Raw genomic sequence first — 23,606 nt, 5'->3', positions numbered from 1 at the left:
CATCACGCATCTGAGCTTGCAACCGCATCGGTGTGGGCGGCGGTCTGCGCGGCAACTGCGGTGCCCAAGGTAACCGTGCGATCGGCCACTGCGGCCAGGCTGGTGCGATGCGAGACCACCACCAGCACGGTCTGCGGCAGGCGTTGCCGCAGCATGCACAACACCTGCTGTTCGGCCTCGGCATCCAGTGCGCTGGTGGCCTCGTCCAGCACCGCCAGGGTCGGCTTGCGCAACAGCACCTGCGCCAGCAGCAGGCGCTGCGCTTCGCCACCGGACAGGCGCCCATCCGGGCCGTTGATCGGGCTGTCCAGGCCTTGCCCGTCGCGCTGCAGACGCGCGCCCAGGCCGACGTCGGCCAGTACCTGCCACATGCGTGCATCGCTGGTGCCGGGCAATGCCCAGTCCAGACAGGCGCGAACCGTGCGCTGCCACGGCCGCACCCCCTGACCGAGGTAGGCGCCATGCCGCACCAGGGCGCGATACGCGGCGAAATCCAGCCGGCGCCCGGCCATGTGCGCGGTGAACTGCGCAGGCGTGGTCTGACCCGAGAGCACGTCCATCAGACTGCTCTTGCCGATGCCGGAGGGACCGACGACCAAGGTCAGTTCGCCGGGCAGCAACAGCAGCGGATCGAGAGCGAGCCTGGGCAACGGCGGTGCCAGGCCGATGTGTTCGAGATGCAGGGCGGCCGGCAACGGTTGTGCCGGTGCGGCCGACGCCGGTGGACGCGTCGTGCCCAGCGCCACATAGCGCCGCCACAGCTGCAACGCCGGCCACGCCGAGCGCAGTTGCTGAACGCTCTGGCGAGTGCTGACCAGATACGGCAGCAGGCGCCCGAGCAGCAGGCTGACGGTGATCAGCGCAGCGCGATCCGCGCCCTGCCACAGGTTGGCCAGCACCAGGATGCCGGCGATGGCGGCCACTGCGGTGGCCTCGAGCATCAGCCGGCTGCCCGCCACCAGTGCCTGCTGCTGCGCATAGCCCTGCCCCAGCCGAGCGGAAATGCGCTCGTAATGACGGGCTTCCAGTGCTTCGCGCTGGAACGAACGCACATGCCGCAGGCGACGCGGGAAATCTTCGCTCAACCAGAACAGCTGCGTCATGTCGGCCACGTAATCGCGGCTGATGCGCGCCTGGGTGCCGCTGCTGGAGATGCGCAAGCCCAGCCACGCCAGTGCCAGCAGCAACGGCGTCGCCATCAGCAACGCGGGGGCGATCATGACCGCGATGCAGATGCTCACCAGTGCTGTCATGCCGGCCACCAGCAGCTGCAAGGCGGCACTGAAGCCCTGGGTGGCGATCTCGATGTTGTAGGTCAGCACATTGGCGATTTCCGCCGAGCTGGCACCGGACAGCGCCGGCAGCGGCGCATCGATCAACGCCGCATGCACGCGCTGCCGCAACCCGATCGCGTAGCGGCTGGTCAGCCGTGCGGCCAGCCGTGCGCCATGCCAGCGCAGTGCGGCAAACACCAGGCTGACACCGGCAAACAGCGCCACCTGCATTGCCAGACCAGCCGGTAACGCCAGCGCGTAGCCGGCCAGGCGGACGGCATGACCAGGCTGCACCAGCGGCACCAGGCTGACCGCGACCAGGCTGCCGGCCAGTGCGGCCAGCAGCGACAAGCCGACATAGAGTGCGATGGTCGAGACATCCGCCGGCACCAGCGTGCCGACGAAATCGCGCCACAGCGCACGCATGGGTTTGCGATCTGCAGTAGCGCGTATCTCAGTCACGCCTGACGCTCACTGTGGAATACGGCATGGCGTCGGCCCGGCAGGGGACGCACCGCTGCCGCGCTGCCGGCGCGCTCACCGCAACACCTGCAGCAGCGCGTCCAGCGCGGCCTGCGGGTGCGCCCCGCGGCGCAGGGTGAACATGCCGATGCGCTGTACCTGTTGGATAAAGCGCTGCCAGCCCGGTTGCCCGGCCGCATACGGTTGATCATTTGCGAGGCAAGCGGCGATGCGTTCGGCGGGCATTGCCAGCAATGGCTGCGCGGGATCGCTCGCCGGCGTTGCCGACAGCATCACCACTGCACACAGTTGCAAGGGCGCGCGCGCCAGCTGCGCACGGCCGTGGCGGATGTCGATCTCGAACTTTTCCACACCGCTGCGGCGGCGGATGGTTGGCGAGGCGCTGATCCACGCGCGGGTGTCCGCATCGACCAGGCCCAGCGCGTCGGCGCGCAGATGCAGGAAATTGGCAACGCCGGTGGTGAGCAGACTCTCCGGCGCCACGAACACGCCGTCTTCGGCGATGAAATCCAGGCCATGCAGCAGGCTGTGCAGCGCCAGGGTCGATTTGCCGGCGCCACTGGCGCCGAGCAACAGCACACAGCGTCCCTGCCGGCCCACGCAGGCGCCATGCAACGGCACCAGACCCATGCCGCGTGCCGCCAGCAGGAACACCGAAAATTCGATCAGCTCATAACGCACGTGATAGGCGTGGGCGAGCATGTCGTCGGAAACCACCAGCATGGCGCGGCGCGCGGGCACCGACAACATCAGGTAATTGCAGGCATCCATGACGCCGCACAGCAATCCGCCGCTGGCATGGGTGCGCACCGGTGGCGGCTGTGCGCTCGAAGCCGCCTGACCACGCGCCACCAGATCCAGCGTGATATGGAATTCCGGCGCACCCGGCAGGCGATGCGCAGGCAGGCCGGCGTAGGCCAGGTCCACCAATGCCAGCAGCGCCTCGCTGTCGCTTTCGAAGTGGAACAGTGCGCCGAGGATCTGCCGGCGCACGCACTGCCGACGCGGCCGATGTTCGCCGAACGGATCTGCTGCCACTGCCGCCGCATCCGGCGCGCCAGTGCCTGCGTCATCGCCCACCGGCATCAATTGCGCCAACGCAGCCGACTGCGGCATGCCTTTCCATCCATTGCATCGATCAGCCGGTATGTGCCGAACGGCAACAGAAAGGTTGCCGCATCCGCATCGGCACGCGTGCCCAATGCACGCCAACGACGGCATGCCGATTGGCGCAACCAAAGCCACCTGCATCCGCACCTACTGCCGAGCCGAATGCCGGTGCCTGCGCACGCCGCCGCTGCGCGCACCTGGCGACAGAACGAGAGCCTTGTGCAGATGCTAAAGATCCAGGTCAGTCATTCGTATTTCCTGCGTTACGACCCCAAGCAATGGGAGCGCGGCAAACCGTACCCACCGTTGGCGACGCTGCAGGTTGCCGCGTTATTGCGCGAGCGTGGCCATGCACTGAGCCTGTTCGACGCGATGCTGGCCGACGACGTGCAGGACTACACCGGTGCCTTGCAGCAGGCGAAACCGGATCTGGTGGTGTTCTACGAAGACAACTTCAACTTCCTTACCAAGATGTGCCTGAGCCGCATGCGCGAGGCGGCCTGCCAGATGATTGGGCAAGCGCGCGCGGCCGGCTGCCGCGTGCTGGTGGCCGGCTCCGATGCATCCGACAACCCGGATGTGTTTCTGGCTGCCGGCGCGCACGCTGTGTTGATCGGCGAAGGCATCGCACCACTGCTCGAACTGGTGGCGCGCGTCGAAGAAGATCCCATCATCGATACAGACGCCTGGCTCGCGGGCGTTGCACGTATCGCCGTCAGCTCATCTGCTGCAGCACACGTGCATCGTGGCGCGCAACCGCCGGACGCGCGCCTGAGCGGCCTGCCGGCCTGGGACCTGGTGGACATGCCGCGCTATCAGCGGTTCTGGCGGCAACGGCACGGCTATTTCAGCCTCAACATGGCCGCATCGCGCGGTTGTCCGTTCCGCTGCAACTGGTGCGCCAAACCAATCTGGGGCAATCACTACAAGCGCCGCGATGCGGAAGACGTGGCTGCCGAAATGATCCATCTCAAGCGCAGCTTCCAGCCCGATCACCTCTGGATGGCCGACGACATCTTCGGCTTCCACATCGATTGGGTGGAAACCTTTGCGCAGCGCCTGAGCGACGCCGATGGCGCGATCCCGTTCACCATCCAGACCCGCGCCGACCTGGCCAGCGAGCGCATGGCTGCCGCGCTGGCACGCGCCGGCTGCGCAGAGGCCTGGCTGGGTGCCGAAAGCGGCAGCCAGCGCATCCTGGACAAAATGACCAAGGGCACCGAGGTTGGCGAGGTGATCGCCGCGCGCCGGCGCCTGGGCGCGCACGGGATCCGCGTGGGCTTCTTCATTCAACTCGGCTACCTGGGCGAAGAACTCGAAGACATCCTGGCCACGCGCGCACTGGTGACGCAGGCCAACCCGGACATCATCGGCGTCAGCGTGTCCTATCCGCTGCCCGGCACCAAGTTCTACGAAGAAGTGAAAAACCAGCTGGGCGGCAAGACCCATTGGCAGGACAGCGACGACCTGGCGATGATGTTCCATGGCGCGTACGACTCGGAGTTCTACCGCAGCGTGCGCGATCTGCTGCATACGCAGGTGGACCTGCAACAGGCGCGCGCCACGCTGGGCGCCGATGCGTTTGCACAGGCCTCGGACACGCTGGAAGCACGCTGGTCCGCCTTGATCGCCAGCGAACGGCAACATCGCACCGAGCCGCTTGCCGGCGCTGCCGAACGCCAACCGCGCCAGTTGGCCAGCGTGCTGGTCGGCTGACGCACAACCCGCCGACCTCGCTTCCCGACCTCACGTCGCCTTTCTCGGAATCTCCGCCGCATGCAGCCTTCCCTTCGCACCATCAAGCACGGCCTGCAGACGGCCACCGAACGGCTGGCCCGGGAATTGGCGCAGCCCGGCGAGGCGGTGCCGCAGTGGAACCGGCTGCAATGGCAGCTGGCCGCGGCCGCGGCGGCCGCGCATGGGGTGTCGCCGCTGCTGCAACGCCGTTCGCTGTGGCAGGAGGTCGACTGGACCGCGTTCCTGCACGAGCAACGCCGCCATGTCGAAGACCGCCATCGGCGCATCGCGCTGCTGCTGACACGCATCGACGCGGCAGCGCGTGCGGCGGGCATCGCCCTGGTCGGTCTCAAGGGCACCGCCTTGCATCGGCTCGGCGTCTATCTGCCCGGCGATCGCCCGATGGCCGATATCGATCTGCTGGTGGCGCCGGAGGATGCGCCCGCGGCGGCGGCGCTGTTGTGCGAGCTGGGTTACGTGGCCTCCTTCGAACAATGGAAGCACCAGGTGTTCAAGCCGCTGCAGGGCGAGGCGGTCGCAGGGCTGGGGGAGCATCGCGATGCGCCGATCAATCTCGAGCTGCATACCCGCATCCAGGAACGCCTGCCGCTGAGCAGCGTGGACATCACCGCGCGCATCCTGCCGGAGCGTCCGCAGCCGGGATTGAATCCCTACCCGTCGGTCGGCGCGCTGATGTGCCACCTGCTGCTGCACGCAGCCGGCGGCATCTGCCAGCGCAGCATTCGCCTGATGCATCTGCATGACCTGGCATTGCTGGCCACGCGCATGGGCCCGCGCGACTGGGAACAGTTGTGGGACGACCCGGCCATGGCACCGTGGTGGGCGTTGCCGCCGCTGCTGCTGTTGCAACGCTATTACCGCAGCGTGGTGCCGCCGGCGGTGATGGCGCGGCTGCAGGCCGATTGCCCGCGCCTGCTGCGCATGCGTGCGGCCCGCCAGACCCTGACCACCGCCTCGTGTTCCAACCTGTGGTTGTCGGCCCTGCCCGGCATCGAATGGTCACGCTCGCTGGGCGAAGCGCGCCAGTACCTGCGCAACCGGGTGGTGCCGTCGGCCGAGAGCCGCAAGGAACGTGCCGACATGCTGCAGACCCAGTTGTGGCTTCAGGACCAGCCATGGGTGCGGCAGACCCAGCTGCGCCGGGTGATGACGCGCCTGACCCGGCCGGTGCCGCGCACCGACATGCTGTATGTGGTGCGTGCAGCGCTGGACGGCTATCTGCAGCCAGTCTGAGCGCGGCTGACAACGCTGCTGCGCTCACTGCCGCACCGGCGCGGCCGATGCCCGGAGGCGGCAGGTATCAGCCGCACAGTCCGATTCCGGGCGCGCCGTCCGCATCCATCCATCGGCCGATCGCGACGTCTTGTTGGTGATTCCAGGACTGCAGCAGGCGTGCGCAGGCTGCCGCTTTTCAGCCGATCGCCCTTGCGAGGATGTCACCAGGTTTGGCCTGGCAGCCTCGTTGCTGCACCGCGCGTATTGCATGGCGGCCGCTGCAGGCTGCGTCCTTATAGGCGCAGTCAGCGCAGCGGCCGCGCCTCGCACAGTTGCCGATACAGCTGCTCGAACAACCGCGTGGTCAACGCCGCGTCCTCGCGCACCGCACGGCATTGCGCCGCCCAGGCCAGACGCAGGCGCAACTCGTCGTCGGCCAAGACCTGGCGGACGGCTTCTGCCAGTCCGGCCCAGTCGCCCGGCGGTACCGCGAGTGCGCACACCGGGGCCCACTCGACCAGATGCCCGACTGCGGTACCGACGGTGGGCACGCCGGCGACCGCCGCTTCCAGCAGCACCAGCGGGCCGGCTTCGTGCAAGGACGACAGCACCAGCAGGTCGGCCGTCTGCATGATCGGGCGCAACTCGCGCTGGGTCTTGAAACCGAGAAAACGCACCTGCCCGCCCAGGTCCAGCTGGTGCACCAGGCGCTGCATGGCGCCATCCAGCGTATCGACGCCGACCATGTCCAGGGTAAAGGCGACACCGGCGCGTTTGAGCGCCGCCATTGCCTGCAGCAAGGTGGTCTGGTCCTTGACCGGATTGAGGCTGGCCACATGCAGCAAGCGGGCGATGCCGCCGCTGCGTGCACGCGGCGCCGCCGGCGGCCAGGCCCGCAGGTCCACGCCCAGCGGCACCCGCTGCGCGTGGATGCCGAGCGCCGTCAGCGACTCCAGGATGGGCGCACTGGCCGCGGTGACGCGATCAGCCAGGCGCAGGATCACCGCTTCGCGTAAACGCCCGCGCCAGCGCTGCCGGCCGCCGTAGCCGATGCCATGCAATGCGACGAGTTCGCCACCGGCGATATGCACCACGCTTGGACGACGCAACAGCCTTGCCGCGGCGACCGCGATCAGGCTGCAGTAGCCGGAAAAAATGGCCTGGATCACATCGAAGGGGGCACGCCGGTGTTCGCTGGCGATGGCGGCGATCGCGCGCGTGCGGGTGCGCCTGGCGCCGATGTTGTGCACGGTGGCGCCGCGCAATGCCCAGGTACCGGGCAGCGGCTCCTGGTGCAGCACGAACACATGCACCTGGTGATGGCGCGCCAGCCATTCGATCAGGGTCAGGAACACCGGGATCACGCGGACCTCGCCGCTGCGGTCCACGCCGCCCGGGACCACCAGGGCCAGTTTCATGCGGCCCGCCCTGGCGCGGCGGCCAGCAACCGGGTGTACGCATGCTTCCAGCGTTGCCCCACCGCGGCAAACGACAGCCGTGTATCGAAATGCGCGCGCACCTGTGCGCGGTCGGGGCGTTGCCGAAAGACCCGCAACAGCAGTTCCGCCAGGGCCGAGGCATCGCCCACCGGCCACAACGCGCCGACTGCGCCGCCATCGCTGAGCGCACGAAAGGCCGGGATATCGGTCAAGAGCGGCAAGGTGCCGCAGGCATACGCTTCCACTGCGGCATAACCGCAGCTCTCTGCATGACTGGCGGAGACGAACAGGTCGCAGGCACGCAGCAGGGTTTCCACGCGCGCATGCGGCACCTTGCCCAGCAACTGCACGCAGCGCGCCAGCGACGGATCGGCGCGCAGGCGCTGCTGCACCTGCTCCAGCAACGGCGCCTGGTCGAACACGCACCACAGCCGCAGGCCCGGCAACACGCGCGCGGCCAGGGCGACGGCATCGAGCACGCACAGCGGATCCTTGGCCGCGCTCAGATGCCCGACCCACAACACGCAGGGGTCGCCCTGCAGGCGGGTGTGCTCGCGTGCCTGCAGGCGATCGCCCGGCAAGAAGCGGCTGCTCGATTCGGGAATCGCAAACAGCTGCGTCCTGGCCTTGAACAGGCGCGCCTGTGCGAACGGCTGCGCCATGTCCAGCGAGGTGAACGCGATCCCGGCGGCGGCAGCGTAGCGACGCCGCCACACACTCCGGGCCCACCAGCGCGGCGGGCGGTTGGCGTGATCCTGCAGCAGGATCGGCGTATGCGGCAGCAGGCGGGCGAGACGGCGTGCATCGCCGGCAAATTCCAGACCGTGGACATGGACCACATCGGCGCCGATCTCGCGCAGCGTCGCCGCAAGCAGCGCTGCGCGCTGCGCACTGCCGCGCGCACCCAGCTCGACGAAGCGGTAATCCACGCCCTGGCGGGTGAGCCGCAGGTTCAGTGCAGAGGCCTGGATCACCGCCACGCGCACCCCGGCGCTGGCGACGGCCTCGGCGATATCGGCCAGCGATGGCCATTGCGCGAACACCTGCTCCGCCGTCAGGCCGGCCGGCGTCGGCACCAGATTGAGTTGCGCCACCCGCAAGCTCATGACAGCGACCGCGCCCGGATTGCACGGCCTGCAAGCGCGATCGGGCCACGTGCCGCGCAGCGCGCGGCGCGCAAACGGCAAGGCTTGCCCGCGGCCGAGGTGCTGCAGGCACATGCCAGCATGGCCGCCACGTTGCTCACGCGATGCGCCGCAGCCGCAATACCAGCGCGACCGGCACCTGCAGCGCGGCCTGATCGAACCGTGCACCGGGCGCGATGTCGGCCGGGTCCAGCATCGGCTCGGCCACTGCTTCGATTTCCATCCCCAGCGCCGCACAGGCCGCATGCCAATGGCTGTAGAGATGTTGCGTATGCCGCACCGCGTACTGCCGGCCATCGGCCTTGAAGTCGCGCCGCCAGCCCAGCGCATGCCCGATCGGATGCACATCGCTGCACAGCACGATGCCGCCGACGCGGGTGACCCGATGCAGTTCTTCCAGCGCCGGCCATAGCCGCTGCAGATGGCCGACCACCAGGCCGCAGACGCTGAGATCGGCCACCGCATCGTCCAGCGGCAACTGCTCCAGGCTGCCCTGTTGCAGGCGCATACGCGCCGCTGGCCAGTGCTGCGACAGCTCGGCGTGCGCACGCTGCAGCATCTGCGGCGACAGATCCACGCCGGTGACCTGCAGCGCGCCGCGCCGCAAGGCATGCAGCATGTAGCGGCCACTGCCGCAGCCGGCGTCCAGCACGTGCTGGCCCTGCAACACGCTCGGCATCAGCGCGAGCATGGCGCGCTCCTCGGCCAGCATCACCGGATTGTGCGCATGCGGCGGATACGCCTGCGCCCACAGCGCATACGCCGCTGCCGGCTCCAGCGTCGGCACTGCGCTCACGACAGCGCACCGCTGGCGGCCATGACCACACCGGGCCGGTGCACAGCCTGCGCCACGCGCTGCAGGCCCGGTTCCAGTGCCAGCACCGCCGGATCGGCCAGCGTGGCATCGAGCAGCTTGGGCCGGCCATCCAGCAGCACCGGCACGGTCGGGACGCCTGCAGCGTCGAACCAGTCGGCAAAATCCGGGTCGGCGATGCGCGGGACGCCATCGCGTATCACCGCACGCAGGTCGCTGCGTGTGCAGCCCACCACGCTGTCGGCCGGGTCGCCACCGCGGTCGCGCACGATCACCAGATCGGCCGCCGCCCCCGGCGCCAGGCGTCCACGCGTGGCCATGCGCAGGATGCGCGCCGATTGATGGGTGACCAGGCCGAGCAATAGATCCGCAGCCAAGCCGCTGCTGGCGGCAATGCGCAGTTCTTCCAGCAGATCGCGCGAACCGCTGACGCGCGAATCGTTGCCCAACGCGAGCCGGCCCGCCATGCACAGGCGCCAGGGGTCGAGCGTGCGACCCAGCAGCGCAAGATTGCTCGACGGGCACCACACCACCGCCGCGCCGCATGCGATCACCCGCTCGATGTCGCACTCGCCCATGCCCACGCCGTGGATCAGCACGCTGTTGGAGGCCAGGCAACCGAGCCGATCCAGTTCCTCCAGCTCGGCGGCCGCCACCGCGTCGGTGCCTTCGGCCAGGTGGATCATCCAGGGATGCTCGGGCGAGGTGGCGGCAAAGCTGCCCTGCACCGGTGGGCCATAGCCGGTCCATCCCAGCGCATAGCTCCAGCCAAACTCGCGCAGCAGGCCAACCGGAAAGCTGGGCTCGTCCAGGGTGGCATGCCACGGGTCGTGCTGCGCCACGCAGGTGACGCCGGCCAGCAGATTCTTCAATCCACCGTGACGCAGACGCACCGCCTTGGGCACACGCAGGGCCGCGGCCACCTCGGGATGCCGGAAATGCGCCTGGAATGCCTCGATCCACGCATAGCTGTTGGGAAACGCCGCGCCCTGCGGCAGCGGCGGCACGCAGTTGACCTGCAGATGATCGTGCGCATTGATCAGGCCGGGCGCCAGCACATGCCCCTGCAGGTCCAGGCGCAGGCTGCGCGTGCCGAGCGTGCCGCCGAAGCGCCCCGCGCGGATGGTCAGCGGCGCGCGCGAGGGGCCGGCCAGGGTGATCGAGCGCGCGCCCTGCAGACAGACATCGGCCATGGACATCGGCGTCTCCACTCAGCGCTTGCGCATCACGATCAGGAAGTGGTCGCCCATGTCGCGCAGCAACGGCAGGCCGCCCAGCCGGTCGTCGCACTGCCCCAGGCGCGCGGACAGGCGCGGATGCCGTTCGCAAAAATCCACCAGGTACGGCGGCGGCAGGAACAGGCTCAACGCGCAATAGCGGTCCAGGACGAAGTGCTTGGCGAAGGCACGGTAGAACTCGCGCGGCAGGTGGTACCAGGTCCAGATGGTGTGGCCGTTCATGCCCACCGCGGTGACCCCGCGCGCGGCGCGCACCGCGGCGCGTTTGAACCGCCCGCGCACGCCGTAATGGCCGATTTCCCAGGGGCAGATGCGCCCGATCACCGAGAACACCAGGCAGCCATCGGCGCGCAGCAGACGCGCGCATTCGGCCGCCACCGCCGGCAGATCCGGCGCGCAGTTGAGCGGGCCGAAGTTGGAATACATGCCGTCGAAGCTGCCCTGCAGCTGGTCAAGCTGCTGGATGCCGACATGGGCCGCGCTCAGGCGCTCTTGCAGGCCTTGCGTGGCCGCGCGATGGCGGGTGCGCTCGACCATCGCCGGCGACCAGTCGGTGGCCAGCACGTGGTAACCGCGACGTGCGAATTCGCCGGCATCCAGGCCGGTACCGCAGCCCAGGTCCACCAGATGCGAGCCCACCGGCAGCTCGGCCGCGACCGTGTCCCACAAGGTGGTGCGCATGCGCTGGATCAACGCGTTGTTGCCGCGTGGGCCGTCGTAGTCGGGCGCAACGCTGTCAAACGCGCGTTGCGTTTCCAGCAAGCGCTCCGGCGCCACCGTGCCACCGCGCGCCGCATGCTCATTGACCACCGACATGCGCAGCCTCCCATACCGATCCAGCTGTTCTCACGACACTCTCCAGACGCGATACCGCCAACGCGGCAATCGCTTGATTGACCGGTGAGTGCCTCGCGCCGGCGGTTTGGTTGCAGCGTGGGCAGCCTTGCGCAGCGTGCCGCACGGCGCTGCGCAGATCAGCCGGCGGCGCGCGGGGCGGCCACCGTGCGGCGACGCCATGCATTGCGCAACACCGCCGCCAGCACCGCCAGCCCCGCCCCGCCGAGCAGGCCGGCGGCCCAGGCGGTGACGGCATTGGGAAACGCCTGTTGCTCGGGCACGTACAACGGCCATGCCAGCGAGGTCTGATAGGTGTAGCGCGTGGTCAGCCGGGCAATCAGATCGTCGCGTTCGCTCTTCAATGCGCGCACGGTGGTGTTGCTGTCGGTCAACAGCACGCCCGCCAGAACCTGGGCCGGTGTGGCCGCAGCGGCGCCCTGCCCGGCCTGCACCTGTTGCTGCAACTGATCGCGGTTGCGGGTTGCTGCGCGCAGATCGTCGGTGAGGCCTTGCAGGCGTGTACGCGCCAGTGCGAGCGCCACTGCGTTGGTGTCGCCGTGCAGGCCCTGCAAGGCGCTCACCGTCGTCATCGCCAGCTTGCGCGCCTGCGCCGACGACTCGGCCCGGATGGTCACCCCGATCAGATTGGCATACGGGTCCGGGTCCGGCTTGAGGCTGCCGCGGTACAGCTGCGCAGCGCGGCTTTTCAGCGGCACGCCGGCCTGGCGCAGCACCGCATCCTGGAACAGCCGCGTCTTCATGCGGTCGATCACGCGCTGAAACGGTTCGACCTTGGGGTCGCGCCCGGCCGGCGTGGGGCCGATCTCGCCGACCTGGATCCAGGCGGTGGCTTCCCACTGCGGCCTGGCCAGGCGGGTAAAGGCCAAGGTCAATGCAAGCACCACCAGCAGTGCGGCCAGCGCCCAGCGCCATTCGCGGCGCAGGATGCGCCACAGGTCGATCAGATAGATATCGTCGTGTTGAGTCATGGTGCACCGGCTCTGGAACAGGGTGAAGCGAAGCGGCCGCGCATTACGCAGCAGCGGTGGGTACGGCATTGCGGGTAGGCAACAGCACCGTGCAGGCATGCAACACCAAGCACAGCGCGATGAAGCCGAAATTGGTCCAGGTGAAGGCCTGCGGCGCGAACGGCGACATCAGGCAGGCATAGGCGATGCGCAGGAAGATCAGCACATGGAAGATCGACAGCGAGCTGTTGAGCAGGCGCACGCTCCACACCAGCCCTGCATACAACGCCAGCAGCGCCAGCAACGCACCCGGCGCCCCCCAGGCCATCAGGAACGGAAAGAATTCGGTCCCTACATTGATGTTGGGCGCATCCAGTGGAATGCTGGTGCCGGCAGTGGCGATCGAGCCACTAAAGGGCACCAGCTGATTGACCAGGAAGCTGGCGTTGACATAGCCCTTGGCCAGGATCGCGCCGAAGTTGTACGGCCCGGCGCTGATATACAGCAGTAACCACTGCACGCCCTGCGGCATGGCGCGATACAAGGCACTGAACGGCAGGGCCACGGTGGCCAGCGAGCCGGAACGCAGTGCGCCGAGGATGGAAAACACCCCGCCACCGGCCAGCACCAGCAGGCCGATGGTCTTCCACGGCAGGCGACGTGCCGGATCGCGGCGCAACAGCATCACCAGCACGAACGAAAACAGCCCGGCAAAGATGCGGTTGCGGTCGATCACCACGATCGGAAACACGAAACCCAGTGTCAGCATCGCCGCGCGCAGCCCGCGATGGCGCACGCACAGCAGCGCGATCGGCGGCAGGATCCAGCACATGTTGGAGATGTGCCGCACATGCGCGCGCAGCGGGCTCAAGGTCGCATACGAGGACGGATCGCTGAACAGCGGAACCGGAAACAGCGCCACATCCACGATGCAGAACAGCGTCACCACCGCCGCCAGCGTCATCACCAGGAACGCATCGCGGGTGCCGGTGTAACGGTAGGCGCGAAAGCGCTCCACCGCAGGCAACTGCACGCGCAGCACGGCATCCAGCACGCAGGTCGCGGCGGCGGCGGCGGCCAGCAGCGCGATGCCGTCAAGATAGTCGCCGGGCAGCGCATAGGTCAGCAACGTCAGCGCACAGCTGAGCAGCATCGGCAGTGCCAGATAGGTCGCCGGCCGGCGTAACAACGTGCTCATGCCGGTTTCACCGTGCTGCGCGCCTGCCTGGGCCGCCACCTGGCTGGCAGCGACATCCAGGCATAGGCGAGCAGATGCCCAATCACCCGGTGCGGCCGGCGCTGCAGGAACGCCACCTTGGCCGCGATGTAGTGCGACTGCGCGTGCAGCAAGCCGCGCTCGGGCGCATCGAACAATTCCGCACAGCGCCGTGCCACCTGACGTGACTCGCTCAGGTTGGCGATGCGCGCGCGCACGTCCACGGTCTTGCTGAGGTTGTGGCCATGCAACCGGTACGCGCACACCGGCACGTCGACAAAACCCAGCGCATCACGCGCGGCCAGGCGCAGGAAAAAATCCCAGTCTTCGATCCGTAGCGACTCGTCCCAGCCGGCGCGCGCATCGAAGGCACTGCGGCGCAGCAGCGCCACCGCGCCGCCGACCGCCCACTGCTGGATCACCGCGCGGCGGATGCCGGATGCGGAGCGGTACAGGTTCACATCCACCCGATGCAGGTCGCGCATGGCGCTGCCGTGCAGCAGCTGCCCATGCTGGTCGACCACACAGGCATCGCCGATCACCGCCAGTTTCTGCGGATGCGCACGCAGGTAGCGCACCTGCGCATCCAGCCCGCCGGCCAGCAGATAGTCGTCGCTTGCGCCCAGCCGCAGGTATTCGCCGCGCGCACGTAGCGCCAGCTCGTTGAGTGTGGCCGCCACCCCGCGATTGGCGCGCTGCACGAACTGCACCGGCAGCCGGTGGCCATGACTGGCGATCCACTGCGCAATCTTCTCGCCGGTCGCGTCGCTGGAGCCATCGTCGATGATGACCAGCTCCTTGCACGGGTACGGGTCCTCCAGCACGCTGTCCAGGCAGCGTTGCACGAAACGCTCGTGGTTGAAGGCCGGAATCAGCACCGAGACCAGCGGCCAGCGTGCGCGCCGGAGGGGTTGGGTGGAATCGCTCATGCCGGCTGCACCAGATAGCGCCGCACCACCACGATGTTGAACAGCAGATACAGCACGTAGTTGGCGACGAAGGCATACATCGCACCGATCAGCCCCCATTGCGCGGTGAACAGATACACCAGCGCCAGATAGCTGGCGGCAAACACGCATTCGGAGATCACGAACAGCCGCGTCATCGCCTTGGCCAGCATCACGTACGACAGCACGAAGGCGGCGATCTTGATCACATCGCCCAGCAGCTGGGGGGCATACAGCGGGGTGGCCTGGGCAAACCGGGCGTCGAACAGCAGCCAGGTCAGCCAATCGCGACACAAGTAGACGCCCAGCGCCATCACGATCACCGCCGGCAGCACATGGCGATACGCGGCCCGCAGCTCGCGCCCGAGCGCTGCGCGCTCCTGCAGTGATGCCAGCTTGGGCAGGTAATACACGTTGATCGCGGTCGTGAAGAACAGCAGATACGCATCCGACACCCGGCTCACCGCCTGCCAGTACCCCACCTGCTGCCAGCCGAACTGCAGCGCCAGATGGTCGCGCACCAGCATGGCCACCAGCTGCGGCACCAGCGTGGAGGTCAGCGTCATCACCGAGAACGCCGCCAGCCTGCGCGTCATCTGCGCATCGAAGCGCATGCGCAACATCTCGCGCCGAAAATAACCGCTGCGCCGCAGCGCCGGCACGCCGGCCAGCAGCCACAGCACCTGGCCCAGCACCAGCGCCAGCAAGGCGCCCTGCAGCTGTGCCCGGCTGGACAGCCATGCCACCAGTGCCGTGCTCAGCACCGCACCGCTGACCTGCACGAATGCCAGGCGGCGCACGTCCATGAAGCCGTTGATCACCGCCAGGATGTAGTTGACCAGTGCGATGCCCAGCTGCGCCACCGCCGCCACGCAGATCAGCGGCCGGTACGCCGCATCGCCGAGCAGGCGCTCGGCGATGGCGCCACTGAACAGCAACGCCAGTGCCGCCATCACGCAGGCCGCGCAGAACGCGTACCACAGCGCCGCGCTGAGCAGACGTGCCAGCGCAGCCGCGTCGTCGCGGTACTCGGCCACGTACTTGACGATGCCGGCACTGATGCCGCCGCCTGCCAGCACCGCCAGCACCGACATCAGATTGAGGAACTGGCCCAGCCGGCCGACCCCCTGCGGGCCGGCGTAGACCGCCACCACTTTCACCACCACCAGCGCGGCCAGCAGCTTGGCCAGCGTCGCAACGCCGGTGTAGGCGCTGCTGCGCACGACATTCATGGGGGGGTGCCAAACGACTGGCATGCGGCAATCACGCGCGCAACCGACGCATCGTCCAGCGCCGGCCCCATCGGCAGGCTCAGCACCTCACGGTGCAGCCGCTCGCTCACCGGCAGGCAGGCATCGCCCAAGGTGGTGTAGGCCGGCTGCCGATGCGGCGGCACCGGGTAATGGATCTGGGTATGGATGCCCGAGCGCAGCAGATGCGCCTGCAAGGCATCGCGCTGGGCGCTGCGCACCACGAACAGATGCCAGACGTGCTGCGCTTCGGCCACCACCGTCGGCAAGGTGATCAGGGGGTTGTCGATGCCGTGCAGGTAGCGCTGCGCCACTGCGCGGCGGCGGGCGGTCTCATCGTCCAGATAGCCCAGCTTGACCCGCAGGAACGCCGCCTGCATCTCGTCCAGCCGCGAATTCACACCCTGGCAGAGGTGGTGATACTTCACCTGCGAACCGTAGTTGCGCAGCGCGCGGATGCGCTCGGCCAGGCGCGCATCCGAGGTCACTATTGCGCCGCCGTCGCCGAGTGCGCCCAGGTTCTTGGTCGGGAAAAAACTGAACGCTGCCGCATCGCCAAAGGCGCCGGCACGTCGCCCGTGCGCACTGGCGCCATGCGCCTGCGCGGCATCTTCGATCAGCAGCAGCCCGTAGCGATGCGCCAGCGTCTGTAGCGCCGCCACATCCACCAACTGCCCGTACAGATGCACCGCCATGATGGCGCGCGTGCGTGGGCCGATCGCCTTCTCCACACTGGCCGGGTCGATGTTGAAGGTCGCAGGGTCCGGCTCCACCGGCACCAGCACCAAGTGGTTCTGGCTGATCGCAAGAAAGGTGGCGATGAAGGTATTGGCAGGCACGATGATTTCGTCGCCCTCGCGCAACACGCCCAGCTCGCGATAGCCACGCAGGATCAGCGACAACGCATCCAGCCCGTTGCCCACACCCACCGCCTGCGCAGCGCCGCAGTAGCTCGCGAATTCTTCCTCGAAGGCGGCCAGCTCCTGCCCAAGCACATACCAGCCGGCATCGATCACCCGCGCCGCAGCGACCTTCAGCTCCTCCGCATACCGCGCATTGACCGCGCGCAAATCCAAGAACGGCACATCCATTACAGCATCCACCGATAAAAATCCTGTACCACGGCGCGTGCGCCGAAACGTTCCTTTTGTTCGACCAGACCGTCGTTGAGCACCTGGCCGGCCTGCTCGGTCGAGATACCGAAGCTGAAGTAATGGCGCTGCGCATACACCTGGGTGATCAGCTCGGCCAGCAGCAGGCTCAGTGCATCCAGCTGGCGACCGCGCGCGGACACCGCCAGATACTGGGTGTGCACGCTGCGACCGAAATCCAGCACCAGCGCTGCCGCCAACAGCTCCCCTTCGGCCCGCGCCTCATGCAGCACGATCTGCTGCGGAAACCGGAGTTGCAGCAATTGCAGCTCGTCCAGCCGATGGGTCGGCGCCACGTGGTGGCGCTGCAACACCTCGGTCAGCAGGGCATGAAATTCATCGAGTCGGGTGCCGACCTGGATCTGCATACCGGCCTTGCGTGCCTTGCCCAGCGAGCGTCGACGTTCGGCGCTGAACGCAAACGGCTCGCGCAACGCGATCGCCGAGGACAGATCGCGCCGGTACAGCTGCGCGCCTACGCGATGCAGGGCATACAGGTCTTCTTCGGCCGGATATGCGTGAAAGATATGCGGCACCGGCTTGTACACAAGCTCGCGCACCCCGCGCGCGCGATAGTGCGCGGCGATCTGTTCGAACACCTGCAAGGTCGCACCCGCGCGCAAGGCCGTGGACGACAGCAGGCCCGCATAGGTCAGGCCGGCGTGGCTGCTGACGCAGTCGCCCTCCACGTTCGCCGGCAACACCGCCACCACCTCGCCACCGCGTTCGATCAGCAACGATGCGTCCACGAAGCGGTCGGCGTGATAGTCCATGTAGCCGCGCCGATGCAACACATTGCCATTGCGCGAGGACGCCACCAAGGCATCCCAGGCAGGCGCATCGCCGGGCAGATACGGCCTAACCGAAAGCATGGTGCTCCTGCAGGTCCGGCGGCAACGCGGCATCGGCCAGGCCGAAGCCGGCCTGCCCCATTGCATTGCCGTTGTAGAACATCAACACCCGATCATGCTGCTGGATCAAGGCCGGGTAACAGAGTGTCTGCGCATCCCAGCCCTGCTCGGACAGCTGCAGCCCCAGCTGGCTGTCGTCGCGCTGCCACTGCACGCCGTCGCGACTGGACGCGAAACCCGGGAAATAACCGCCGTGCGTATCGCCGCGGGTGAAATACATAAGATAGCGATCGCCCAGGCGATACACGCGCGGACGGCCGATGCGGTATTCGTCGCCCTGCGGACGCAGGCACACCACATCGTCGACAGGGATATGGCGCAGATCGTCGGTCTCCGCATAGCGGATGTGGTAGCGCGGATACGGCTGGCCGCCGATGCTTTCCCAATCGTCGCCCACCGCGTACCACAGCCGCCACCGCCCATCCTCGAAACGTGCCGAATGCACCGCGGCAATCGTGCTGCGCCCGGGCGCGCGATCCAGCAGCGGTGTGTCCTGCAAGCGTTGGAAACGCTCGCCACCATCGCGGGACAGCGCAAGCCCGGTGAAGGCCAGGAACTTGGCCTTGGCCACGCGCTGGAAGCCGACATAGAACATGTACAGCCCATGCGGCCCGGCCACCACATCGCCGAGAATCATGCCGTTGTCGTCGAAACAGCCAGCGCGGCCGATGTCCAGCACCGGCTGCGGGCTGACGCCGACAATCTGCGTCGGTGCGTCGGCGCGCACGTCCACATAGCCGATCCGGCTCACGCCCTGCGCATCGCGAAAGCCCGCATAGACACGCAGCACCTGCGCAGACAACCGGTAGGGCGTCGGCGTCAGCGCGGCGTGCTGCATCCAGCCGCCCACGCCATCGCGTGCGACGTCGAAGACCAGGCCGCGCTTGGTCCAGGCAAACATACTCACAGCTCCACGTCGAAGCTGGACCTGCCGGCCACCGCGCGCGCCGGCGAGCCGACGTAGACACGCTCGGCATCGGTATGCCGGGTCACCAGCGCACCGGCGCCGATGATGTTGTCGGCGGCGATGCGCACCTTGTCGCTGAGCGTGGCGTTGACACCGATGAAGCTGCCGCGCCCGATCTCGCAATAGCCGGAAATCACCGCATGCGAGGCGATGAAGACATTGTCCTGCACCACGGTGCGGTGGCCGATATGGTTGCCGCTCCACAGGATGCAGTTGTCGCCGATCCGGGTGAATGGCTGGATCACGTTGCCTTCGAACAGGAAACAGTTGGCGCCGATCTGCGCATTGCGCCAGACGAACGCACGCGAGCTGACATAGCTGGCGCAGCGATAGCCACGCCGCAGCATGTCCTGGAAAAAGCGCGTCCGCAGGCGATTGAGCTGCGTGGCCGGGATGGCGACGAAGACCTCGTACTGTTCGGGCGGATAGCGCTGCTCGAGCTCTTCGTAGGCCACCACCGGCAACTCGGCCAGCGTGGGCCGCAACAGGAAGTCGCGCTCCACGCTGAAGGCCACCACCGTGTAGTCGCTGTCGTGCTGAAAATACTCGCAGGCGATCTGCGCAAATTCGCCTGCGCCCACGATCACCAGGGGCTTGTGCACGCTCATGCTTCCAGCCTGCGTGCATCCAGACCGCTGCCATCGCGCACTTCGCTGAGGAACTGGTCGTAATCGAGAATGTAGTCGGCGGGATCGTAGAACTGGTCGGCTAGCACCATCAGCACGCAGTCGGGGCTGAAGCGATGCAGGTCGCGCCACACCATGCGGCCGAGCAGCAGGCCCTGCGATGGATCGTCCAGCACCACTTCCTGCTGGCCGTGGCCGTCGCCCTGGTCCAGCAGGATCGTCACCGAGCCGTGCAAGGCCACCGCCAGTTGGTTGAGCCGCCGGTGTGCATGCTGTCCGCGATGGACGCCGTTGCGGGTGCCGAACAGGTAATACACACGACGTATCTCGAACGGGACATTGCGCTGCTGCTCCAACGAGATGAGCAGCCCGCGATCGTCGCCGTGGGTATGCAACTGGATGCGTTCGATGGCCATGATCGGAAGGGCGTAACCGCTGACTGCACGTAGTGCGACATGCCTGAGTGCGCCGGCATGCGCGAAAGGTTGCGCGGCGTCACGGCGCTGCGAACCCGGGTGCGCGCAAGCGCAGTCGCTGCCGCCAACCCCGTGCCAAGGCGCGTCATCACTGCACGGCGATGCAACCTTTCAGCGGCCGCGCCGCACATATCGGTGCACGTTCACGTGGCCGCAGCTCGGCCGGCGTGGGGAGCCAGGCCTGGCAGCGCACCGCGCACTGCCGGATCCAACGACACCAGCGCAGGACACCGATCGATGAGTTCATCCCCCCACGCGCCCGATGCGGTTGCAGCCGACAGTGCCAGTGCGCTGCCGGAGCAGGCCGCACTGCCGGCGCGCGTCATTCCGCTGCCCAGACCGATGCGCGGATTGCATTGGCTGACAGTGTTCTGCCTGGCGATGGCAGCCACGCTGATCCTGCTGCGCGCCGAGCTGGAAGGACGCGCCCTGCGGCAGTGGCTGATGGAAGGCCATCGCCACTTCGGTTTGATGGTGCTGCTGCTGTTCGTCCTGCGGGTGGGCCTGCGCATCCGCCTGCGCGCGTTGCCGCCTGGCCCGCCATCGCCGCTGCCGATGCGGCTGGCTGCTGGCGCCACCCACCTCGCGCTGTACGGCTTGATGGTCGCCCTGCCGCTGATCGGCTGGTCGTTGAGCAATGCCTACGCCAAACCGGTCTACCTGTTCGGACTGACGCTGCCCAATCTGGTTGCGCCGGACGAAGACCTGGCCGACACCCTGGGCACCTGGCACTTGAATGCCGCCTGGGTGCTGCTGGCCTTGGTGATTGCGCATATCGGCGCCGCCCTCTGGCATCACCTGGTGTTGCGCGATGGCCTGCTGCACCGCGTGCTGCCGGGAAAACGCCGATGAGCTCCGTCGTGTTGCCCGCCGTCCCCCGCTCCCGCAGCGCCGAACCCCGTACCGTCGAACAAGGACTTTCCATGCCTACTCCCCAGCCCGCTCCGCGTCGCACCACTGCCACGCGCACCGCCTCCCTGACCTCCTTGTTGTGCGTGTCCGGCCCGTTGCTGCTGCTGGCCAGCACCCAGGCGCAGGCGATTCCCTCGTTCGCACGCCAGACCGGTTCGTCGTGCGCGGACTGCCATGTCGGCTCCTACGGTCCGTCGCTCACGCCGTACGGCATGCGCTTCAAGCTCGGCGGCTTCACTGACACCGACGGCAACGGCACCAAGATCCCGGCCTCGGGCCAGGTAACCTGGACCCGGCGCAATCCCAGCCGTGGCGACAGCAGCGCACGCATCAACGAAGCGGACCTGTATCTGGCCGGGCGGGTCAACGACCACGTCGGCGGTTACTCCAAGATCCGCTCCAACAACGGCGGCAACGACACCTTCAACACCCAGCTGGACGATGTGGATCTGCGTTTTGTCAGCAAGCCGTTCCAGCTGGCCGGCAAGGACGCGATGGTCGGCGTCAGCATCAACAACAATCCCGGTGTGTCCGACCCGATCCAGGTGCTGCCCAATGCATCGACGTTGAGCCCGGTGTCCAATGCCGGCTCGGCCAGCATGCTCAGTTCGTCCTCGCTCTCCAACCGCGTGATCGGCGCCACCGTGTACGGCCTGTTCGACCGCAACTGGTACGGCGAAGTCGGCAGCTACAGCGCGCTGTCCACCGACGCGCAGGACCACCTGGGCTGGAACCCCAATGGCGACCCGGGCAAGCTCAGCGACACCGGCTATGCGCGCTTTGCCTATATGAAGGACATGAAGCGGCAGTTCTTCTCGGCCGGCCTGACCGCCATGACCACGCGCCGCCAGCGACTGCGCAGCGGCGGCCCCAGCGATGACCTCACCGACCTGGGCTACGACCTGACCTATCAGTTCCTCGGCACCCGCGAGCACGTGCTGTCGCTGGCCTACGTCAACATCTACGAGCGCCGCAAATACGGCAGCCCGCTGCTGCCGACCGACCCGAGCATGTCCCCGCGCGATCGCGGCAGCGTGCGCGACCAGAACATCAGCATGAACTACGCGTTCAAGCAGACCTACGGCGTGCTGGCGGCGCATCTGATCAACAGCGGCTCGTTCGATGTGGCGCGCTATCAGCCCTACGGCATTCCCGACACCACCGCCAATCTGATCCTGCTGTACTGGACCCCGTTCGGCAAGGAAGGCACCTACACCACCAATGCCAACGTGCGGTTTGCGGCCACCTGGTTCCGCTTCGACAAGTTCAACGGCAGCACCACCAATGTGTTCGGTGGCGGCATTCCGATCACCAACCCGCGCGATCTCGACAGTTTCGCGCTGTCGGTCAATGTCTCGTTCTGATCCCCCCGCACGCGTAAGGACCCCTATGAAGTCATTCCACCAGACCCTGTTGTGCGCCCCGCTGGCCGGCCTGCTACTGGCCGGCGCCCTGCTTGCCCCACCTGCGCACGCGGCCGACGGCAAAGGCGTTTTCATGACCGAATGCGCCGAATGCCACAGCGCCGCCCAGGGCAAGAACAAGAAGGGCCCGTCGATGTTCGGCGTGGCCGGGCGCCCGGCCGCCAGCCTGGCCGACTACAGCAATTACTCCGATGCGCTCAAGGCGAGCAAGTGGCAGTGGACGCCTGCCCAGCTCAAGACCTATCTGTCGCAGTCCTCCTCCAAGGCCTTGCCGGGCACCAAGATGAAGTACGAAGGCCTGGAAGATCAAAAGGAGCTCGACGCGCTGATCGCCTACCTCAACACCCTGCACTGATCGCCACCGGCGCGCTGCCGGTTGGCATCCGGAAGCGCGATCGCCGGCGCATACCGGCACAGGTGCGCGTTGCCTGTGCCGGTTCCTTCGCGTATACGGACGGAACAACCGCCGTCGCAGCGGTCTCGTCTTGCGTGATGGGTCACTATCGCGCCCCTGTTCCATGTAGACGCCTACCCCATTGCCGAATGCCTTGACTGCCAGGCCTTACCCGCTCCGGACGCGACGCAGCTGCGCCTGCGACGGGCAGCCGTGGCTCGCGAGCGGCCACGGGGCGGGCCGGCGACGCTGCCACACGCCCCGGGGCATGCCGCACTGCCGGCACGCGCAAGCCGCACGCCGACGCGCCGCGTTGCGCCACTGCCTGCTGCTGGCCCTGGTGTTGGGCCCGGGCAACGCCATCGCCGGCACGGTCGGCGGCGCGGTGGCGCTGACCTCGCAATTGATCGACCGCGGCATCTCGATCGCGCCCAACAAGGCGACCCTGCAGACCGCCGGCTACTGGCTGCCCGCACCGGGCTGGTCGACGTCGGCGTCGGTCGCGCTGCAATCGCCCTCGCTGAGCAGGCCGGTGGCGGTGACCGCCCAGGCCGCACGCGCCTGGATGCTGGGCGACCGCTGGCAGATGCAGGCCAGCGCGCTGTACTACGGCTACCCGACCAACCAGGCCACGCGCACCTTCGACCGCCAGGAGGCCAGCCTGGCCTGGTCCTATCGCGACGTGCTGACCTTCTCGGTGTCGACCTTCAATTTCCCGCGCGCCGACCAGTCGCCGTGGAATGTCGCCATCGACGTCACCGCCAATATCCCGCTGCGCGACGACCTCAGCCTGACGGTCGGCGCCGGCTCGTCACGTTTCCCGGCGATGGCCTACGGCGCCGCCCGGTCCGGCCGCTATCAGTATGGGCAATTCGGCCTGCGCTGGAGTCGGGACCGATGGACGCTGAAGCTGGAACGCATCGTCACCAGCGACAACACCCCACGCCTGCAGGGCGGCCCCGGCGAAACGCCCTGGCTGGGCACCGCGTCGGTCACCTTCTGATCCCCACGCAACCTTTTGCCCGCCCGCGGGCACTGACATGCGTCCTAA

At 67.6% G+C, this 23,606-nt stretch carries 22 protein-coding genes; 6 read left to right on the top strand and 16 right to left on the bottom strand.

Translation table 11 applies throughout. The features are described 5' to 3' along the window. Nucleotides 1-2 precede the first annotated feature (2 nt). Nucleotides 3-1,700, bottom strand: coding sequence for an ABC transporter ATP-binding protein (locus tag ABQY64_RS08740; RefSeq protein ID WP_349779999.1), 1,698 nt, complete (start codon nucleotides 1,698-1,700; stop codon nucleotides 3-5). A gap of 111 nt (nucleotides 1,701-1,811) precedes the next feature. After that, nucleotides 1,812-2,873, bottom strand: a complete 1,062-nt coding sequence (locus tag ABQY64_RS08735) for a serine kinase (protein ID WP_065049021.1) — start codon at nucleotides 2,871-2,873, stop codon at nucleotides 1,812-1,814. A 156-nt stretch (nucleotides 2,874-3,029) separates the two neighbouring features. On the opposite strand from ABQY64_RS08735, the gene ABQY64_RS08730 reads away from it, so the two are divergent. Continuing rightward, the gene (locus ABQY64_RS08730) at nucleotides 3,030-4,583 is read left to right on the top strand and encodes a radical SAM protein (protein ID WP_054592798.1); all 1,554 of its coding nucleotides are present in this window, start codon (nucleotides 3,030-3,032) and stop codon (nucleotides 4,581-4,583) included. Between the two features lie 60 nt (nucleotides 4,584-4,643). Beyond that, nucleotides 4,644-5,858, top strand: coding sequence for a nucleotidyltransferase family protein (locus tag ABQY64_RS08725; protein WP_349779998.1), 1,215 nt, complete (start codon nucleotides 4,644-4,646; stop codon nucleotides 5,856-5,858). 287 nt (nucleotides 5,859-6,145) lie between these two features. Here the strand turns inward: ABQY64_RS08725 and ABQY64_RS08720 are convergent, their stop codons facing one another. From ABQY64_RS08720 to ABQY64_RS08655, 14 genes are all read right to left on the bottom strand, one after another. Then, nucleotides 6,146-7,258, bottom strand: coding sequence for a glycosyltransferase family 4 protein (locus tag ABQY64_RS08720; RefSeq protein WP_024940361.1), 1,113 nt, complete (start codon nucleotides 7,256-7,258; stop codon nucleotides 6,146-6,148). Continuing rightward, nucleotides 7,255-8,385 carry a glycosyltransferase family 4 protein gene (locus ABQY64_RS08715; protein WP_349779997.1) on the bottom strand — a complete coding sequence of 377 codons (1,131 nt, stop codon included), beginning with the start codon at nucleotides 8,383-8,385 and terminating at the stop codon, nucleotides 7,255-7,257. The genes ABQY64_RS08720 and ABQY64_RS08715 overlap by 4 nt, the downstream gene beginning before the upstream one ends. Nucleotides 8,386-8,521: 136 nt before the next feature. Then, nucleotides 8,522-9,220, bottom strand: coding sequence for a class I SAM-dependent methyltransferase (locus tag ABQY64_RS08710; protein WP_039520767.1), 699 nt, complete (start codon nucleotides 9,218-9,220; stop codon nucleotides 8,522-8,524). Further along, the gene (locus tag ABQY64_RS08705) at nucleotides 9,217-10,437 is read right to left on the bottom strand and encodes an amidohydrolase family protein (protein WP_349779996.1); all 1,221 of its coding nucleotides are present in this window, start codon (nucleotides 10,435-10,437) and stop codon (nucleotides 9,217-9,219) included. The genes ABQY64_RS08710 and ABQY64_RS08705 overlap by 4 nt, the downstream gene beginning before the upstream one ends. 12 nt (nucleotides 10,438-10,449) lie before the next feature. Beyond that, nucleotides 10,450-11,292, bottom strand: coding sequence for a class I SAM-dependent methyltransferase (locus tag ABQY64_RS08700; protein ID WP_104559218.1), 843 nt, complete (start codon nucleotides 11,290-11,292; stop codon nucleotides 10,450-10,452). A gap of 158 nt (nucleotides 11,293-11,450) precedes the next feature. Continuing rightward, nucleotides 11,451-12,302 carry a Wzz/FepE/Etk N-terminal domain-containing protein gene (locus tag ABQY64_RS08695; protein ID WP_104574202.1) on the bottom strand — a complete coding sequence of 284 codons (852 nt, stop codon included), beginning with the start codon at nucleotides 12,300-12,302 and terminating at the stop codon, nucleotides 11,451-11,453. 43 nt (nucleotides 12,303-12,345) lie between these two features. Continuing rightward, nucleotides 12,346-13,479, bottom strand: a complete 1,134-nt coding sequence (locus tag ABQY64_RS08690; protein WP_349779995.1) for a hypothetical protein — start codon at nucleotides 13,477-13,479, stop codon at nucleotides 12,346-12,348. Beyond that, nucleotides 13,476-14,426, bottom strand: coding sequence for a glycosyltransferase (locus ABQY64_RS08685; protein ID WP_349779994.1), 951 nt, complete (start codon nucleotides 14,424-14,426; stop codon nucleotides 13,476-13,478). Before ABQY64_RS08685 ends, ABQY64_RS08690 begins: the two co-directional genes overlap by 4 nt. Then, nucleotides 14,423-15,676: an O-antigen translocase gene (locus ABQY64_RS08680; protein WP_349779993.1), complete on the bottom strand. Its 1,254-nt coding sequence runs from the start codon at nucleotides 15,674-15,676 to the stop codon at nucleotides 14,423-14,425. Before ABQY64_RS08680 ends, ABQY64_RS08685 begins: the two co-directional genes overlap by 4 nt. Then, complete coding sequence (locus ABQY64_RS08675; RefSeq protein WP_349779992.1) at nucleotides 15,673-16,785, bottom strand: DegT/DnrJ/EryC1/StrS family aminotransferase; 1,113 nt, start codon at nucleotides 16,783-16,785, stop codon at nucleotides 15,673-15,675. Before ABQY64_RS08675 ends, ABQY64_RS08680 begins: the two co-directional genes overlap by 4 nt. Further along, complete coding sequence (locus tag ABQY64_RS08670) at nucleotides 16,785-17,696, bottom strand: GNAT family N-acetyltransferase (protein WP_349780034.1); 912 nt, start codon at nucleotides 17,694-17,696, stop codon at nucleotides 16,785-16,787. Before ABQY64_RS08670 ends, ABQY64_RS08675 begins: the two co-directional genes overlap by 1 nt. Before the next feature lie 7 nt (nucleotides 17,697-17,703). After that, nucleotides 17,704-18,657 (bottom strand): hypothetical protein, encoded by a 954-nt coding sequence (locus tag ABQY64_RS08665; RefSeq protein ID WP_349779991.1) that lies wholly within the window; start codon nucleotides 18,655-18,657, stop codon nucleotides 17,704-17,706. A 2-nt stretch (nucleotides 18,658-18,659) separates the two neighbouring features. Then, nucleotides 18,660-19,331: an acetyltransferase gene (locus ABQY64_RS08660; protein WP_016902086.1), complete on the bottom strand. Its 672-nt coding sequence runs from the start codon at nucleotides 19,329-19,331 to the stop codon at nucleotides 18,660-18,662. Beyond that, on the bottom strand, nucleotides 19,328-19,765 hold the full coding sequence (locus ABQY64_RS08655; protein ID WP_104593469.1) for an FdtA/QdtA family cupin domain-containing protein: 438 nt from the start codon (nucleotides 19,763-19,765) through the stop codon (nucleotides 19,328-19,330). The genes ABQY64_RS08660 and ABQY64_RS08655 overlap by 4 nt, the downstream gene beginning before the upstream one ends. Nucleotides 19,766-20,062: 297 nt before the next feature. On the opposite strand from ABQY64_RS08655, the gene ABQY64_RS08650 reads away from it, so the two are divergent. The 4 genes from ABQY64_RS08650 to ABQY64_RS08635 all read left to right on the top strand — a co-directional run bounded on the left by ABQY64_RS08650 (nucleotide 20,063) and on the right by ABQY64_RS08635 (nucleotide 23,558). Next, nucleotides 20,063-20,677, top strand: coding sequence for a cytochrome b (locus ABQY64_RS08650; RefSeq protein ID WP_065049044.1), 615 nt, complete (start codon nucleotides 20,063-20,065; stop codon nucleotides 20,675-20,677). A 71-nt stretch (nucleotides 20,678-20,748) separates the two neighbouring features. Further along, nucleotides 20,749-22,101, top strand: coding sequence for a hypothetical protein (locus ABQY64_RS08645; protein WP_026064224.1), 1,353 nt, complete (start codon nucleotides 20,749-20,751; stop codon nucleotides 22,099-22,101). A 25-nt stretch (nucleotides 22,102-22,126) separates the two neighbouring features. After that, nucleotides 22,127-22,516: a cytochrome c family protein gene (locus tag ABQY64_RS08640; RefSeq protein ID WP_016902092.1), complete on the top strand. Its 390-nt coding sequence runs from the start codon at nucleotides 22,127-22,129 to the stop codon at nucleotides 22,514-22,516. A 307-nt stretch (nucleotides 22,517-22,823) separates the two neighbouring features. Next, entirely contained in the window at nucleotides 22,824-23,558 is a 735-nt protein-coding gene (locus ABQY64_RS08635; protein ID WP_127158435.1) for a hypothetical protein, read from the top strand. Nucleotides 23,559-23,606 lie beyond the last annotated feature (48 nt).

It is taken from the genome of Xanthomonas sp. WHRI 7065 (assembly GCF_040203115.2).
Lineage (GTDB): Bacteria > Pseudomonadota > Gammaproteobacteria > Xanthomonadales > Xanthomonadaceae > Xanthomonas > Xanthomonas arboricola.
The sequence above is the reverse complement of the archived record's forward strand: the minus strand, read 5'-3'. Positions and strand labels throughout refer to the sequence as shown.